Below are 16100 nucleotides of genomic sequence, written 5' to 3'. Positions count from 1 at the left end.
TCTTGAATTTATTTGATAGCCCAGACCGTTAAGCATTAAAACGTTAAGCAATAAGCTACTTCGTTGTATTCTCGAGCACGTAGTCCGGACCCGCCGTTTCAGCCGTCACAACGGAAAGTTTCGACACATCGGCACCTTCGCCTTGGTAAGCATTCATGCCGTTAGTAATAGTCACTGCCGGCAACTCGACTGAGTAGCTTGAGATCTGCTCAGAATCCGTCACTTGACCTACGTACGTTTCATCAGTGTATGTAGCATCAACTAATGGGAAGTCGTTTGTTGCGCGTACACTTACAAAGTCAGGTGATAATGAATTATCAACCACGTTGTTGCTAAACGCGACATCAACACCTGCATAGATGTTTTCCACTTCTGCGTTATTGAACAGGCTTACACGATGACTTTGGTTGCCATACACAATGCCCCACTCTGTATCCACAAGAGAGTTATTCTCGATCGTGATATTTTTAGGTGTCCATTGCTTGTTAAGCTCTTTTCCTTTGACCGACTGATCTAACTGTTCGCCGTTTGCAACATCGATGATGCCAGTATTGATAACAATACCGCCGCGTAAGTCAGCATTACCTTCAATTAGACCATCACGACCACGCGTGTTAGCAATGTAGTTGTTGCGGATAACATGGTCTTCATCATAAATACGAACACCGCCAGTTAGACGCTTTCCGTTACCAAGGATCATGTTGTTTTCAACTTTATTTCCTTTACCGTGACGAAGTGAAATTAGAGCAGTACTTTGAAAAATCGTGTTGCCTGAAATCGTGTTGTCACCCGACTTAATAGAAATAAGTTCACGCTCGCCATCCATATCAATCATTAGGTTGTTAACAAACTTAGAGCTCGAATCCCATTGTGAAGCCTTAGAATCACCGATGCGGATGGCTTCCCAGCTGTTGCCGTTATAACGAATCGCTTCTTTGATGTCGAACTCATTAAATTGGTTCGGTTTCTGATCCATGAAGATGTTATTCGCGATCAGGTGATTATCTGATGTGTCATCTTTTTGTACACCAATCAGCGTCCCGCGTTTTTGTTTACCTTCGAAACGGTTATTGATTACCTTGCCATCTTTGCCCCATAACGAAACCCAAACGTATTTTGGATATTCAGAGCGGCGATCGTCTGGTTCGTATGTGTAATCGTGGTTGAAGTAGTAGAACGTTGAGTTTTTAAGCGTGTTGCCATTACCCATCATACGCACAGCACCAAATCGTTCGTTTGGACCACCTTCAGTAAACACTAAACCATCTAGTGTGACGTCATCACCTTTAAGTTCAAACTGAATAAGGCCAGTAATCCAAGCCGAACCCGCTTGCTCAGCTCTAATAGTGATATCGTTCGCGGTAATAGTCACTTGACCTAAATTCGCGTATTTACCACTAGGGATAACGACTTCGTCGCCATCTTTTAAATTTTCAAATTGTGCTTTAAGCGCAGCCACTTGTTCGTCTGAAGCAACGGCCAACGTATTCCCATCAACCTCGTTTAAGCGATCACTACTCAATAAGTAACTACGATCGATTTCGCTAATAGCAGGCGCTGCTTGTTCAGCCACGTCGATCACTGGTGCCGCTGTATCTTGGCTTGTACAGCCCGTTGCGAAAGCTAACGTGAACGCGCTAATAATACTTACCGAAATTAATTTTTTTTTCATCGTACATCTCACATTGAATCTTGGATTATCAAATTAACGGCCACCCAAGTGGGTGGCCGATGTATTAACACTCTATGTTTGAGTATCTATTTTTTAGAATCTTGTAGGCATTAGCTTTCAGCAGAGGTAACTTCGTCGTTTTGTTGCTCGACTTTGTCATCAACCGCTTTCACCAGAAGCAAACCAACAGAGAATACAATCGCACCACACAGAACAAACACCATGCGTCCCCACATAGGGTTCGGCAGTACGAACATTGTCATTACGCCCACACCCGCCACTGCGATAAGTGAACCCAACATACGACGTTGCTTATTATCCAGTTTCTTCTGCTCGTTACTTTCAGCAACTAATGGTGTCGCTAGGTTGTTGAAGAACTTGTCTACGTCTTTCTCACGGTGCTCAGCAAGAGGCTTGTAGAACAGTGTTGATAGAACGAAGAAGCCAGCAGTAAATACGATGTGGCCAATAAGGCCGATAGCCACTTTAAGGTCAGCCCACTCACGGCCAGTTAGCTCGTTCAGACCGAACCAGTTTTGAACCATATCCGCTGTGATAACGAAACCTACGAAGTAAGAAACCACACCACCAACAACTAGCGTACCCCAACCAGCCCAATCCGGTGTTTTACGGATAAAGAAGCCACAGAATGCAGGAATTGTCATAGGGAAGCCGATCAGTGCGCCCACATACATCATCGTATCGAAAAGGCTCAATCCTTTAAGAGAGTTGATGAACAGTGCAACCAAGATGATAGCGATACCGAAGAACGTAGACGTTAGCTTAGAAACAACCATCAGCTCTTTCTCTGTCGCTTGAGGACGAAGAATCGGCTCGTAGAAGTTCTTAACAAAGATACCTGAGTTACGGTTTAGACCAGAATCCATTGAAGACATGGTCGCAGCAAACATAGCGGCGATCAGAAGACCAACCATACCGGCAGGCATGTACTCTTGAACGAAGTATAGGTAAGCGAAATCAGCAGATTTGCTGCCTGCTTCTGGGTAAGCAGCCGCTAAATCAACACCTTGACCCGCCATAAACCAAGATGGCATAAACCAAATGATTGGACCAAGCGTCATAAGGATACAAGCAAGCAGTGCGGCTTTACGTGCATTGTTAGAGTCTTTAGCCGCAAGGTAACGGTAAGAGTTCAACATGTTGTTGGTAATGCTGAATTGCTTCAAGAAGATGAAGACTGCCCAGATACTAAAGATGCTTAGGTAGTTAAGGTTGTCACCTGTGATGAATGAATCTGTTGGGAAATCACTAATGATCTGCGTAACGCCGCCACCGTGGTAAATCGCAACCACGGCACACGTCACCGTTACCGCCATGATAATAACCATCTGCATGAAATCAGATGCGATTACTGCCCATGAGCCACCCGTTACTGACATCACCAGTACAACCAGACCAGTTAGGATGATTGTCGTTGTCATATCAAAGCCAAAGATGCCAGATGCGATGATCGCAAGACCGTTCAACCAGATACCAGCAGAGATAACACTGTTTGGCATGCCCGACCAAGTAAACACTTGCTCGTTCACTTTACCAAATCGCATACGAATTGCTTCAATTACCGTAACCACACGCAGTTGGCGGAACTTCGGAGCGAAGTAAAGGTAGTTCATTAGGTAACCGAAGGCGTTAGCAATGAAGATAATCGCTACTGCAAAACCATCAGTAAAGGCTTTACCTGCCGCACCAGTAAATGTCCACGCACTGAACTGGGTCATAAATGCTGTTGCACCTACCATCCACCACAGCATGTTACCTCCCCCACGGAAGTAATCGCTAGTTGTACTTGTAAATGTTCTGAACATCCACCCTATCGCAATTAAGAATAGGAAGTAGATGCCTACTATCAGGGTATTGAGTTCCATCTTTAGACCTTTTATTTATGTTTTTCTGTTAGGTGCACTATAGATAGATGATAGCCACATTTGTACTACAATAACTTAAATGCGTGACAGCGATCTTAGACTATTACCATCAAATAATCATACAAGTGATCGAGTTCAAAGTTGCATCGAACAAGAGCGAAATTCATCAACATAGTGCAAAGTCTGGCACTCTCCCCCCATATGACAGGCTAAAACTCTATAAAACCCCAATTAAATGTGAATAAAATCACACAAAAATGAAAATCAGTCATTAAAAGAATTCAATCGTTACAAGAAAAATAACAAATCTAACGAAGAAAAAACACTCAATATAATTTTTAAAAATGATTAAATCCAACACATTTGTATTACAAATAATACAATGCCTACGTCCAAATACGTATGAAAAAGTTCCCTTCAATAGACAGTCAATAATGAAAACTTGAAAACCAGTAATAGCTGCTGACAGTCATCCATGGAAGTGAAATGCTTTTAACACACTGATTACACTTTCCCCCGTCCAATAAAAAAGGTGTCATTATGAAGAAATACATCCCAATATTGATTGCTCTTAGTACGATGTCTTCTATGAGTTACGCAGCCACCCGAGAAGATGCTGTTGATTATCTTCAGATGCGAAAAGGCGTTGCTTATCAAGTTAACCACTCAAAGCCATTTACTGGGCAATTTGAAGAGAAATTCGATAACGGCCAAATAGCCACTCAAGCTCAGTTTGCTGATGGCTTAGAGCTTGGGTTAGAAACCAACTGGTATCCAAATGGCCAGATCGCTTCTAAAGTGAATTACGAAAAGGGTGAATTACAGGGCAAAGCTGAGGCCTGGTACCCGAATGGGCAGAAAAAAGCAGAGCTCAATTATATCGATAACAAATTATCGGGTGATGTCTCTCGATGGTATCCAAATGGCGAACAAAGCCTTACTGCGAAATACAGTAACGGACAACAAGACGGGCTAGTAACGGATTACTATCCAAATGGTAACAAGGCAAGTCAAGCCAAATTTGATGATGGTGAAATTGCAAATGGGACATTAACTCGTTGGAATCAAAACGGAGATAAGGTTGAAGAATTGACCTTTAAAGGCCACAAAATCACATCTAAACAGGTATGGATGCCTACACAAAGTTAGCGCTATCGCAACGATACCCACAGCAATGGGCATTCATGTCACTACGCGTGAGCGCCTATTGCTTTCGAAACCCTCTTAAACGCATTATTTTCGTCGCTGACCAATGCAAGTTGTACCTTCAAACACGCGACTGTTCATTTCACTCATCACTAAAAGTCACCACTAGTAATAAAAGCATCATCAATAGATATTGAAAATAAATAATATTTAACTTGCGAATAGCCTTTTGTTAAAATATTGTAAGCAAACGTTTACCTTGCGAGTCAGATCTCATTATGCAGCTCGTAGACGAGAGAAACGCGATTTCAAATACGTTATTGAGTCATATTGCTTTGGTGCCCGTCCATGAAAATTAAAACCTCCCTATTTAGCCTTACTTGTTTGTCCATATTGTCACTGATGATTGTTGTATCATTCACTGAAATGGCAAACCTCAAACTGATTAAGTTAGAGAAAACGCTGATCAAAGTTAAGTCGCTTGAAGTCTCTATGCTGCAACTTAATCGAACAGAATTAGAATTTTTGATCAGCCACGATCAATCACTTCAGCCAGTATTCACCAAGGAATACTCAAACTTTCAGAAATTGATGGGAAGTTTTTCTGTTCTACTTGATGAATCAGACATTGTCGTTTCAGAGTTAGACAAACTGAAAATGGAAGTTAAACAATACAATAAAGATTTTTCTTTGATGATAAACGCCATTGATCGAGACCCAACACAAGTGGTGGGGCTAAAATCAGAAATGAAAACATTGTTTGAAGACATCATTTCGATATTCACGGCTGTTGAACGCCGCCTGGAAGAACAAGTAGAGTCGATTCAACAAACCATTACCACTTTCATTATTAGCTCCCTAATAACCGTAGCAGTAATGCTTCTCGCACTTTCATTTGGTATTTCATCACGTGTAGCGAAAAAAATTGCATCATTGAACTCGGTGATGCTTGTGGTCTCCCAACAACGCGACTTTACCGTAAAGGCAGAAGAGAGCGGTTCAGATGAAATTGCTGATATTGCGAAAGCTTTTAATATTGTACTGTCAGATATTCGTCAGCTTGTTGGGCAAGTACAAGGATCTATCCAACAACTAGGTAATATTTCAAATCAGCTACAACACGACGGAAGGCACGTTGAAAGCGCCTTAAACAAACAACAGCTACAAACAGAAAACATTGCGACCGCGATAAACCAGATGGGCAGTAATATCCAAAGTGTTGCGATAAATAGTGACAACGCATCATCCAATGCACAAACCAGTTTCGCAACGGCTAATGAAGGCTTGAATGACGTCGCATTTACCAGAGACACCATCAATACTCTTTCGACTGACCTAGTAAGCGCCAGCGAAGAAGTAAATCGCCTCTCTGTTCATTCAGAAAAAATCAATACCGTATTAGAAGTCATTAAAGACATTGCAGAGCAAACTAACCTCCTCGCTCTCAATGCAGCAATCGAAGCAGCTCGTGCTGGAGAACAAGGGCGCGGTTTTGCAGTAGTGGCTGATGAAGTGAGAACCTTAGCAGGGAGAACACAGCTTTCTACTGAAGAGATCTCCAATATTATTCAAGGGGTTCAAGACCAAACCCAAACGGTGGTTAATACAATTCAAAACTGTTGTGAAAAAGGCGATAGCAGTGTCAACTCTTGTGAAAAAGCGCACTCAAGACTCACATCAGTAATCAAGGATATGGAAACGATTCTAAACAACAGTTTAGAAGTGGCCAATGCAATGCAAGAACAAAGCGATGTTACATCAGAAATCATTGACAACGTAAGTTCGATTAAACACCTTACACTCGCTAACGTAACGGTCGCTTCAAAGAATGCCGCCTCCGCAACATCGGTTGTAGAACAGACCGCATCTCTTGAACGTGCGGTCATAAACCTCAAATCTTAATCGCTCTATACATCATTCACGGTTACTGAATGAATCAGTGGGTGCCCTTCTTATCTATAGTCTGTATCTGTAGATCAAACGATCAATACAAATTTTAGGCAAAAAAAACGCTCATGTTGCCTGTATCAACATGAGCGCAAAGGTAGATCTTCACTACCATCTCCTACCTTTCTAAAGGAAAGCAGAAGTTATAATTAGAATAGTTGGGAGCAATAATCAAAATGCTCTTACAAGCACTTCAACGATTTCTTCTTTTTCATCAGTTTAGAGCGACTATATCCAATCGTTCTAACTCCGATCTCTATAGCAGGCTGTGTAACTGCCTTGCCTACTACACTTCAAACCTTTTTTGATTGAGGCTTTTTATCCCCTCACGGCAAATACATCGTACTTTTAGGTATGTTAACTTTTAGACTATCTTCGCTTTTAAACTATCTTCGCTTTTAAACTATCTTCGCTTTTAAACAAAGCCTTAGCCTTAAAACCATCATCCCAATGCAGCTATGAACCATAAGTTCATCCATTCACGTCAGTAGTCACTTAAAACTAACCGACAGAATCACTACCTAAAACCATACAGATGCATGTGCATCTATTTAACGTTCTGACGATATGTGTTACTACATAAAGTTAGTAAATAATAATGTATTACAAATAAAAATGACAACTAAAGATTCAATTTTTTGCTGTAGCGCACATTTATTGATAGACAAAAACTCAGAAAATCAACATAACCTGAAAAATAACCATTAAAAAACAAAGGTTTAATTTAAACCCTAACTTTGTAACCCTTTGTAAATAGTGGTTTTATCATGACAACACGATCTAATTCACAGAACCTCACCATTCTAATCGCTAGCATATTTGTAGTATTTTAATTCAAAAGAAAGAGTAACCCTACACACGAAAACAAACGTCATCGCATTGAGCGTATAACTCCGCTTTACCTAAAGGCCGGCGTTGCTAGGGAAAACCCTGAATGGTGAAACTGGCAACTGAGACAGACTTTAGCAAGTTCACAATGAAAAAGAACTTAGCGGAAATATGGGCTCAGCGCGACGTAGAACGACTTTACCCAAAACTTTAATCCCAATACAACAAAGGGCTCAACGTTGGTCCTTTATTAACCATTTTTTATTTAGATACAGTGGAAACAATAAAATGATAAAAACGAATAAAGTAACGCTTGCAGTATTAGCAACTCTTTTTGCAGGCAGCGTGTCTGCGGCATCACTAGATTTTCGTGAAGAGTACAAGCACGATTCGGAAGAATGGGCTGGTCGAGTGAAAATTGGTGGTAGCACAGGTAATCATTACTACGGCGTAGAAATGAAGCACAAGGGTAACCTAAGCGAACTTCAACGTGGTGATAACGAATTTGAATACGGCTACCACTTCAAATTCGATAACAACTGGCGTGTAACAACTTCAATGCCGATTACTTTCGGTGATGAAGCGGTAACTTACAAACCGCAAGTACGTGTTCAATACAAATTTGATTCAGGTGTAACAACGAAACTTCGTTACCGCCATGAGTTCCGCAATTATGCATCAGGTAAAACTTCAACAGGCCTTGATGGTAAGCAACACGACTCATTAAATGCCGGTAAAATTACGGGTAATATCGATTACAACTGGAACGCTTGGCAGTTTGGCTTTGAAGCAAACTACAAAGAAGATTTCTTTAATGACGAATGGAAAATGGGTAACAACGGCGAGTACGAGTGGGACTACAACATGAAGATCGGCTACAAAGAAGCAGATTGGAGCTGGCGCCCATACGTAGAATTTGGCAACGTTCAATGTACAAGTGATACGGTGTGTGACTCAAGCCGTCAACTACGTAGCCGTGTAGGTATTACTTACAGCTTCTAAGCTGTTCCCTATATGAAAAGTCTAAGATGATAACTGCCTAATTTTCTAAGACCCAAACAAAAGCCAGCATAATCGCTGGCTTTTATGCTTTCAAATCAGTTCAGTCAACAATGATTCAAATAAGGAAACAAATGGCTTCCCTAGTGACTGATCCTATATAAAAATGATAGTGTCACTTCATCATTCGGGACCACTCGTTTCTGTTGAGCCAAAAATAGCTCCGCTGTTGAAACTGCATCAGCTAACGCATTGTGGCTGTTATACTCAGGAAGACCATACCTGTCACGTGTGCCTGCCAAAGTTAAATCTACCTCTTCATGATTACTGATCGCTTTCTCCATAGATTTTTCAATACACAATGTATCTAACCAAAGCAAAGGCACCGTTCTCAATCCGTAACATCGAAGTAGATATTGACTAATGAACTTCTCTTCTACAACACAAGCGTGCGCAACAATGATTTTACCTTTTGCGGCTTCAAAAAAGGTCAGCATGGCATCATGAATTGACGCGCCCTTTTCCAACATTTGCGGCGTAATGTGATTAATAACCGCGGTTTCTGCGTTGATCTGAGAGTCGTTGTTAAGATAGATGTGTTTGGCAGATGCCAAATCAATTCGCCCCTTAACCACATCAACCCACCCCATCGATAAAATCAGATCTTGTTCACTGTCTAAGCCCGTCGTTTCAAGATCTAACACAATATACTCACTATCTTTAGCCAAATCCGCCATCTCTGGACACGGCTGTTCAACAAGATCGTGTAATGCTTCAGGCAGTTTAACCGTATTTAGGTATTGCTTTCGCTTGCGCTTGACTCGCTCAAGCGGATGAAAATAATTTAACAATGCTCTCATTAGCGCGCTCCAAAACGAATCTTCGCCGCCTCTTGGAGATCAGCTATGATCCTAAAGGCATCTTTCAAGTGCTTACGTTCAAAGCTACCAAAGCTATCAGGGTTGATGTTGTTGTCTGGTACCTCCCCATTCTTCAAAGCTTCAAGTTGATGACCAAATCGGAAAGATAAAATGAACTGATACGCACCCAGAATGTTCTTGAACGCGTCATCACTGAGCATACCTTTCTCGTTCGCAGCTGCAAAACGCTCGTCGGTTGCAGACAAATCACATTCAACGGCTAGCCCGTATATACGTGCGAGATCGATAATCAGGTTAATCGCGTATTTCTTCACATTGAGCGTTTTCTTGTTCTCTCCCGACTTCTCTAACACCAAGCTGTTAAAAATGCCCAATGGTGGATTAGTGTTCACCGCATCTTTCACCAACGTGCTCAAAAATTCTCGATTATTGCGAATATTGGAGTGCAACTCATCACGAAGAATGCCCTCAAATTCACTGTTGCCGTAAATAGTGCGAATTTCAAGGAAAACACTGATATTGAGTAGACGCTCATATTCAGGGTTTGCTACCCACTTCTTGTAGTAGTGCTTCCAAACACCCAGTGGCTGACACCACTTTGGCGTCGCAGCCATGAATTTTCCTGGGCATAACGGATAGTCACAACTTGCCAATCCATTTGTTACCATCATCGCTAAATGCTTGAAATAAATACGGTCACTGTCGGTTGCATCGTCAGAAAGTACAATCGCGCTGTCTTGATCCGATAACATGTGTACTTCATTGCGGGCGTGAGAACCCGCAACAATCCAAGAAAAGTCACAAGGTGGTGGGCCTAACTTGTCAATTGCTATCTGAATTAATCGGCGGGTGTAGGCATCCATAATCATGGTCATTACCTTACCCACTGTTTCCGGTGCAACTTTACCTTCCACCAGCGCTTCAAATATAGCTTGTCGTTCCGAGGTAAATGAAGACATGGTTTTCACACTGCCCGCGTATTTGATTTTCTCAATCAAGAAAATGGCTTGAACACGGTGGTTTTGAACCAAGTGAGACGTGGTAAGAAGCCCAATGACTTTGTTCTCTTTCACAACCGGCAAGTTGCGAATATTAAACTGCATCATAATAGACGCGGCGTGTAGCACTAAATCGTCCGGTTTAACCGTAAGAGGAGAATGCGTCATCACCTCAGAAATAAGGCTATCAGTACTGACACCATGAGCGATCACTCGCTTAGTCATATCTCGGTCAGTAATTAAGCCTACAATCGACTCATCCTCATAAATTACCGCACAGGGTGAGCGTTGATGAAGCATTTCAACCGCGACCGATTGGATGGTTTGCTGGGACTTAACAATTGCCACCTGTCCGCTTGCGACTTCTTCAACCTTACGAATGAACAAGCCTTTCTCTTTGTTTGACCAAACCACATCCAGTGCCGATTTCAAACGAACTTGGGCCTGTGAAGCAAAATGCTCAGCACAACTTGGAAAAGCTTTGAAAAGTGTTTGAAGCGCCGAGTGTGGAATAACATAAAGTAAGGTGTTTTCAATTGCGACAGCTCTATAGCCTTTATCATCATTAACTTCAGAATCTAAGAACGTGAAGCCGAACAGATCTTCACTGCCTAACCGTGCACGAAGCACACCGTCCGATTTTCTTTGCTCCATAGATCCTGTTCGAATGATATAGAGCGACTTTTCTTTTCCTGACTCGCATAGATCGACGACATCCCCTTTGGCTAGATAGGTAATCTGAACATTAAAAGCGAGGTCACGAAGCGCTTCTTTAGGGATCTTATCGAAAGGGTCTATCTGACCGATGAACTGAAGAATATTTGGCAATAGAGACTGAGGCATATAATTACACTCGCATTAATTTGATTAGTATTATTATATAACTAACAATGCTGGTTACTAGCGGTTTTAGCAAAACAACGCACATAAGACTAAATATTGGACATCGGTCAAGTTTTCATCAATTTTGGATGTAAAAAAAGCACGTATTAAACGTGCTTTCAATAGATAACTGTCTGTAGTAACAGCAATTTTAGGTTGACTCCACTAGGTATCCAGAGCAACGCTCGATAGAAACGGCTAAGACCTTAGAGTTGAAACCTCACCCAAAACACTAAGCTAGCTTGCTACTGGCAATCTGTGGTTAGTATCTAATAGATGACTTGCAGAAGCTTGGCGTGCTTTATCACTGTTACCCGCCATGATTGCTTCATAAATTTGACGGTGTTCATTAATACACGTACTTCCCTCTTCTGAAGAATGAGAAATAAAGTTAACAAACATTGTCGTTAAGATATTGCCAAATGGAAGGTAAAAGTCATTACCTGTTGCATTGAAGATGAGGCTATGGAATTTCATATCAATATCTAGCCAACTGTCTTGGTTAAACTCTTCAGCACCTGATATTTCTACCATCTGTTGGAAAATGCCCGACAGTTCAATGCGTTGTTCAGCGCTCGCGAACTGAGCAGCCAATGCACATGCTTCTGGTTCAATCGCGCGACGTAAGCCCAAAAACTGATGACAGAATTGGTCTGTATCTGCCAAACCATCCATCCATTCGATCAATTGCGGGTCTAAAAAGTTCCAGAACGCACGGTCAACAACGCGAGTACCGATCTTTGGTCGAGATTCTAGTAGGCCTTTTGAAGTAAGAAGCTTAACCGCTTCTCTTAATGCAGTCCTACTAATTCCAAATTGCTCACACAGAGCCATTTCACCAGGAATGATAGAGCCTTGAGGCAAATTGCCCGACAAAATACCACGTGCGATTTCACGTGCAACTTGCACATGAAGGCTTCGCTTAGAGCCTGAAATCGAATTGAAAGAGCCAGCCATGTGTCTACTTACTTATTAGATATGTATTATTTAACTCGGACTATAGCACTGATTTATATCTGCACCAACTAAGTATAAGAATAACGTGAGGTCACGAATGATATAGGCTAGCGAAGATTTTATGAATTTTATAAGTATTTAGTTCATCAAACTAATTAAAAACATTTATTCATACAAATAGTTCTTATTTACACCGTTTTTTGTATGCGCAAACTCACAAAACGACTCTTACTCTCACTATTTATGTCGTTGATGATCAGTTTTGAGATGACTATCCTTGAATACTGCAAGTGTTATTGTATGATTTATTAACGCGAATGATCTACAATATAGGCGACTGTGATGTTTAACGATTTAAAAGGCAAACGCATTCTAATTACTGGCTCTACTGCTGGTATGGGCTTAGCTACAGCACGTATTTTCGCAAAGTATGGTGCAAAAATTGGTATCAATAGTCGTGCTTCTAGCCCAAAAGTTGATGACGTTATTGCCGAACTCAAGGAGCTTGGTGGCGATGTTGCATTTTTCCCTGCGAACTTGATGGAAACATCGGATTGCGAAAAATTAGTTAACGAGTTCACCGAACACTTCGGTGGGATGGATGTGTTGATCAATAACGCAGGCGGTCTTGGCGGTCGTGCCAACCTAGAAAATATCGATGACGAATTTTATGAACGAGTAATGAACCTAAATGTTCGTTCTGCGTTAATGACAACCAAATTCTCTATTCCTCACTTACGTGCGTCTGCCGCAGAGTCTGGCCAAACATCGTGTGTTATTAGCACGGGTTCGATTGCCGCTCGTGAAGGTGGTGGTGTGGGTGCTGGTGTATATGCCGCATCGAAAGCTTGGTTACACGATATCCATCGGAACTGGGTAAAAGAATTTGCTAAAGACAATATCCGTTTCAACATAGTTTCACCAGGCACTATCGATACCGCATTTCATGACGGCAAAAGCGATGAGCTAAAGTCGACCATTGCTAGCAATATCCCTATGGGTCGCTTTGGCAGTATTGAAGAAGTAGCACCTACTTTTGCTTTCTTTGCCTCACATGCTTGCAGCGGTTACATCACAGGGCAAATTCTGGATGTTAACGGCGGACAAATAGCGCCCTAGATCCCTAATTAAAAAGGCGAGCAAAATTAGTTTTAGCAAGGTCACAAAGTTAATAAGATCGCAGAGCGATATAAAGTCGCGAAGCTAATAAGATCACACCGTTATATAAGCGCATTACATTTGGTCAAAGACCTTAGTAGATGAGGGAAAACCTCACACAACATAGACGTATACACTGACATAAAAACGCCAGATTCGTCTGGTTTTTTTTGTTTTTTTAAAGTTTCAATTTCAGGTGGTTTAAATGTCAATATTTACATTGGTGGAAGATTCAAGCCGCCGAATTCATGTTCAAGTGGCGAGACAAATTGCTCGTAAGATCTTGTCTGGCGAGTTAGAAGAAAATCAGAAGTTACCCAGCGAAATGGAGCTGTGCGAGATCTTTGGAGTGAGCAGAACTGCCCTTAGAGAATCCACCAAGCTGCTTTCTGCAAAAGGACTCATTGAATCAAAGCCCAAAGTTGGCACTCGTATCAAACCGAGAACACAATGGCACTTCTTAGATCCGCAATTACTCTATTGGATTCAAGATTTAGAAGACACCAAACCTTTCTTGTCTCAATTTTTGGGTTTAAGAAAAGCGATAGATCCAGAAGCATGTGCATTGGCGGCAACCAACGCAACCGTCGAGCAGCGTAAAGAACTCTCTATTCTTTTCCAAAAAATGACTCTAGCGGCTAACGCCTATGACTATGAAGAGTGGACAACGCACGACCACCTATTTCACCAGACGATCTTCTTATCGACTGGCAACCAGTTTTACATCCCGTTCGCAAACATCTTGTCGACAATCTTCAAACAGTTTATCGACCATTCAGCAGAAGGTGGTCGCTTCTGTTTAGAAGAGCATAAAGCAATATACGATGCGATCATGTCAGGCAATGCCAAGCAGGCACGTGTAGCCTCTCAATTATTACTTGATGATGAAAACCAAAAATTATCTAAGGTTGAATTAGCGTTCGCATAACCGAAGTTTACTTGAGCTGATTTGTGTTTAGATTTCTAATTAGACACGAATCAACTCATATTCGACTGTCTACGGTGCCCTAGCCGTCAGTTTTACTTTTACGATTAGTTTTGCTTAAACAATCAATCTTGTTTTGGCTCTCAGTCTTGTTTAACCATCAATTACCGTAGTGTTTCATCTTTATACGTTGAACTCAGGTCATCTCAGAGAAAACTTACGGTTATATACACATAAGGTGTTGTTTGTGTCTTCGCAATCGTACGTAAGGAAAAACTTCTCTCTCGCTTGGCCCCTAGCCTTGAATGGTATTTTGATGCAGTCGATGTTGATGATCGACACGCTTCTTGTTTCTCCACTTGGAGAAATTCCACTCGCAGCAATGGGGATTGCTACAACCATTGTTGCATTCGTGCTAGGTATACAAATGGCACTGGCAAATGGTACACAACTGGTACTCAGCCGTGCTGTGGGCTCTGGTATCGCAGCTTCTCTTTCAAAAGCATTTTGGGCAGGTCTGTTCATTAACCTGGGCATAGCAACGGTATTTTGGTTTCTATTAACCTTTTTCGAACAGCCTCTAATTCAAGCCTTAACTGACGATAACGCACTCCAATTAGAAATCAGTCGCTATCTTGATATTTCTAAATATCTGGTGATTTTCACCGCATTAACACAAGTCATCATCGCTCTTTTTAATGCACTAGGAAGAACTAAAGTACCCTTTAAAGGTTACTTGATTGAACTGCCGATCAACGCCGTACTTTCTTATGTGCTTATTCACGGCTTTTCAACGTTTGAAGGCATTGGTGTTCAAGGCGCTGCACTAGGTAGCATTATTGCAATCACCATACGCTTACTCTATTTGGCTCTGTGTGTTCATTTAAGTTCAACATTATCACTCAAGCTAAGTGCTCAAAAATCTGAATTCATTACAAACGTTCGACGCCACTTTATTGAAATATTCCCGGTCGCCGCAAATGTAACCATGTTATTAATTGGTGCGACCATTTACCAATTGCTGTACTCGCAGCTCAATATAAACGCCTATGTAGCGATTACCTTAGTGATGCCTTGGATCAGAGCTGGCTCTCAGTTCATTACTGCTTGGGCTCATTCTTCAGCTATTACGATCAGCCAAGCGATCGGGTCCAAAAAAATGGATGATCTCGCCAAAAACGTTGATACCAGTATTGATGTTGCTGTGGGTGTTTCTATTATTTGCGCGGTTCTATTTGCTGGATTGAGCGTAGTAATTGGAGACATCTACCCAGATTTAGATCCTTCAACCTATCAAGCATTAGCTGTTATTGCTCCGCTCTACATATTCTTACCGATTGCTCGTGGCTACAATACTGTTCACGGAAACGTTTTGAGAGCACTGGGCAAGACAACCGCTGTATTTAAAATTAATTTTACTGGCCAGTGGGTTATTTCAATCCCTTTGTGTGCGTTGATTATCCTCGGCTTAGATGGCTCTATCTTTTGGGCATTTGCAGTCCAGCCATTTGAAGAGATAGTCAAAGCATTTCCGTTTAGACACTTGGCACGCAAGTCTTTGAAAGAGTTTGATGCAAACAAAGCCAATGAGTTGATGTATGACTAAACGCCGTCGTACCCTCTAAGCTCTAAGCTCTAAGCTCTAAGCTCTAAGCTCTAAGCAGTTTGATTAACAGCCTTGTCTTCTGACAAGGCTGTTTTGTTTTATATTGGATGGATTCTAGTTTTGAGTTAATCAACCCCCTTGGGTTAACTAACGCTCAATAGCTTAAGTGAGAGCCATTTACAAACCTCGATAATCAGACCGCATATGACATTAAT

At 41.6% G+C, this 16100-nt stretch carries 11 protein-coding genes; 6 read left to right on the top strand and 5 right to left on the bottom strand.

What is annotated here, in order from left to right:
* Positions 1-55: 55 nt before the first annotated feature.
* On the bottom strand, positions 56-1672 hold the full coding sequence (locus IQO02_RS12300; protein ID WP_102282560.1) for a polysaccharide lyase 6 family protein: 1617 nt from the start codon (positions 1670-1672) through the stop codon (positions 56-58).
* Between the two features lie 110 nt (positions 1673-1782).
* A complete protein-coding gene (locus IQO02_RS12295; RefSeq protein WP_016768627.1) occupies positions 1783-3558 on the bottom strand; it encodes a sodium:solute symporter family transporter in 1776 nt (591 codons plus the stop codon).
* Positions 3559-4098: 540 nt separating this feature from the next.
* Here IQO02_RS12295 and IQO02_RS12290 point away from each other — a divergent pair.
* From IQO02_RS12290 to IQO02_RS12280, 3 genes are all read left to right on the top strand, one after another.
* The gene (locus IQO02_RS12290; protein ID WP_010438394.1) at positions 4099-4707 is read left to right on the top strand and encodes a toxin-antitoxin system YwqK family antitoxin; all 609 of its coding nucleotides are present in this window, start codon (positions 4099-4101) and stop codon (positions 4705-4707) included.
* 345 nt (positions 4708-5052) lie between these two features.
* A complete protein-coding gene (locus IQO02_RS12285) occupies positions 5053-6606 on the top strand; it encodes a methyl-accepting chemotaxis protein (RefSeq protein WP_102282561.1) in 1554 nt (517 codons plus the stop codon).
* 1161 nt (positions 6607-7767) lie between these two features.
* A complete protein-coding gene (locus tag IQO02_RS12280; protein ID WP_010438391.1) occupies positions 7768-8481 on the top strand; it encodes an oligogalacturonate-specific porin KdgM family protein in 714 nt (237 codons plus the stop codon).
* A gap of 140 nt (positions 8482-8621) precedes the next feature.
* On the opposite strand, the gene IQO02_RS12275 is transcribed toward IQO02_RS12280, so the two are convergent.
* The 3 genes from IQO02_RS12275 to IQO02_RS12265 form a co-directional block, all read right to left on the bottom strand.
* On the bottom strand, positions 8622-9338 hold the full coding sequence (locus IQO02_RS12275; RefSeq protein ID WP_102282562.1) for a 3'-5' exonuclease: 717 nt from the start codon (positions 9336-9338) through the stop codon (positions 8622-8624).
* Complete coding sequence (locus IQO02_RS12270; RefSeq protein WP_010438388.1) at positions 9338-11200, bottom strand: DUF294 nucleotidyltransferase-like domain-containing protein; 1863 nt, start codon at positions 11198-11200, stop codon at positions 9338-9340. The genes IQO02_RS12275 and IQO02_RS12270 overlap by 1 nt, the downstream gene beginning before the upstream one ends.
* Before the next feature lie 276 nt (positions 11201-11476).
* Entirely contained in the window at positions 11477-12196 is a 720-nt protein-coding gene (locus tag IQO02_RS12265; protein WP_010438385.1) for a FadR/GntR family transcriptional regulator, read from the bottom strand.
* Between the two features lie 342 nt (positions 12197-12538).
* Between IQO02_RS12265 and IQO02_RS12260 the strand changes: the two genes are divergently transcribed.
* The 3 genes from IQO02_RS12260 (at position 12539) to IQO02_RS12250 (ending at position 15885) form a co-directional block, all read left to right on the top strand.
* A complete protein-coding gene (locus IQO02_RS12260) occupies positions 12539-13315 on the top strand; it encodes an SDR family NAD(P)-dependent oxidoreductase (RefSeq protein ID WP_016787918.1) in 777 nt (258 codons plus the stop codon).
* Positions 13316-13559: 244 nt separating this feature from the next.
* The gene (locus tag IQO02_RS12255; protein WP_010438380.1) at positions 13560-14282 is read left to right on the top strand and encodes a FadR/GntR family transcriptional regulator; all 723 of its coding nucleotides are present in this window, start codon (positions 13560-13562) and stop codon (positions 14280-14282) included.
* 235 nt (positions 14283-14517) lie between these two features.
* On the top strand, positions 14518-15885 hold the full coding sequence (locus IQO02_RS12250) for an MATE family efflux transporter (RefSeq protein ID WP_080572738.1): 1368 nt from the start codon (positions 14518-14520) through the stop codon (positions 15883-15885).
* Positions 15886-16100: the final 215 nt, after the last annotated feature.

It is taken from the genome of Vibrio sp. OPT24 (assembly GCF_015163545.1).
Classification (GTDB): Bacteria; Pseudomonadota; Gammaproteobacteria; order Enterobacterales; family Vibrionaceae; genus Vibrio; species Vibrio cyclitrophicus.
This window is presented reverse-complemented; position numbering and strand designations above follow the sequence as displayed.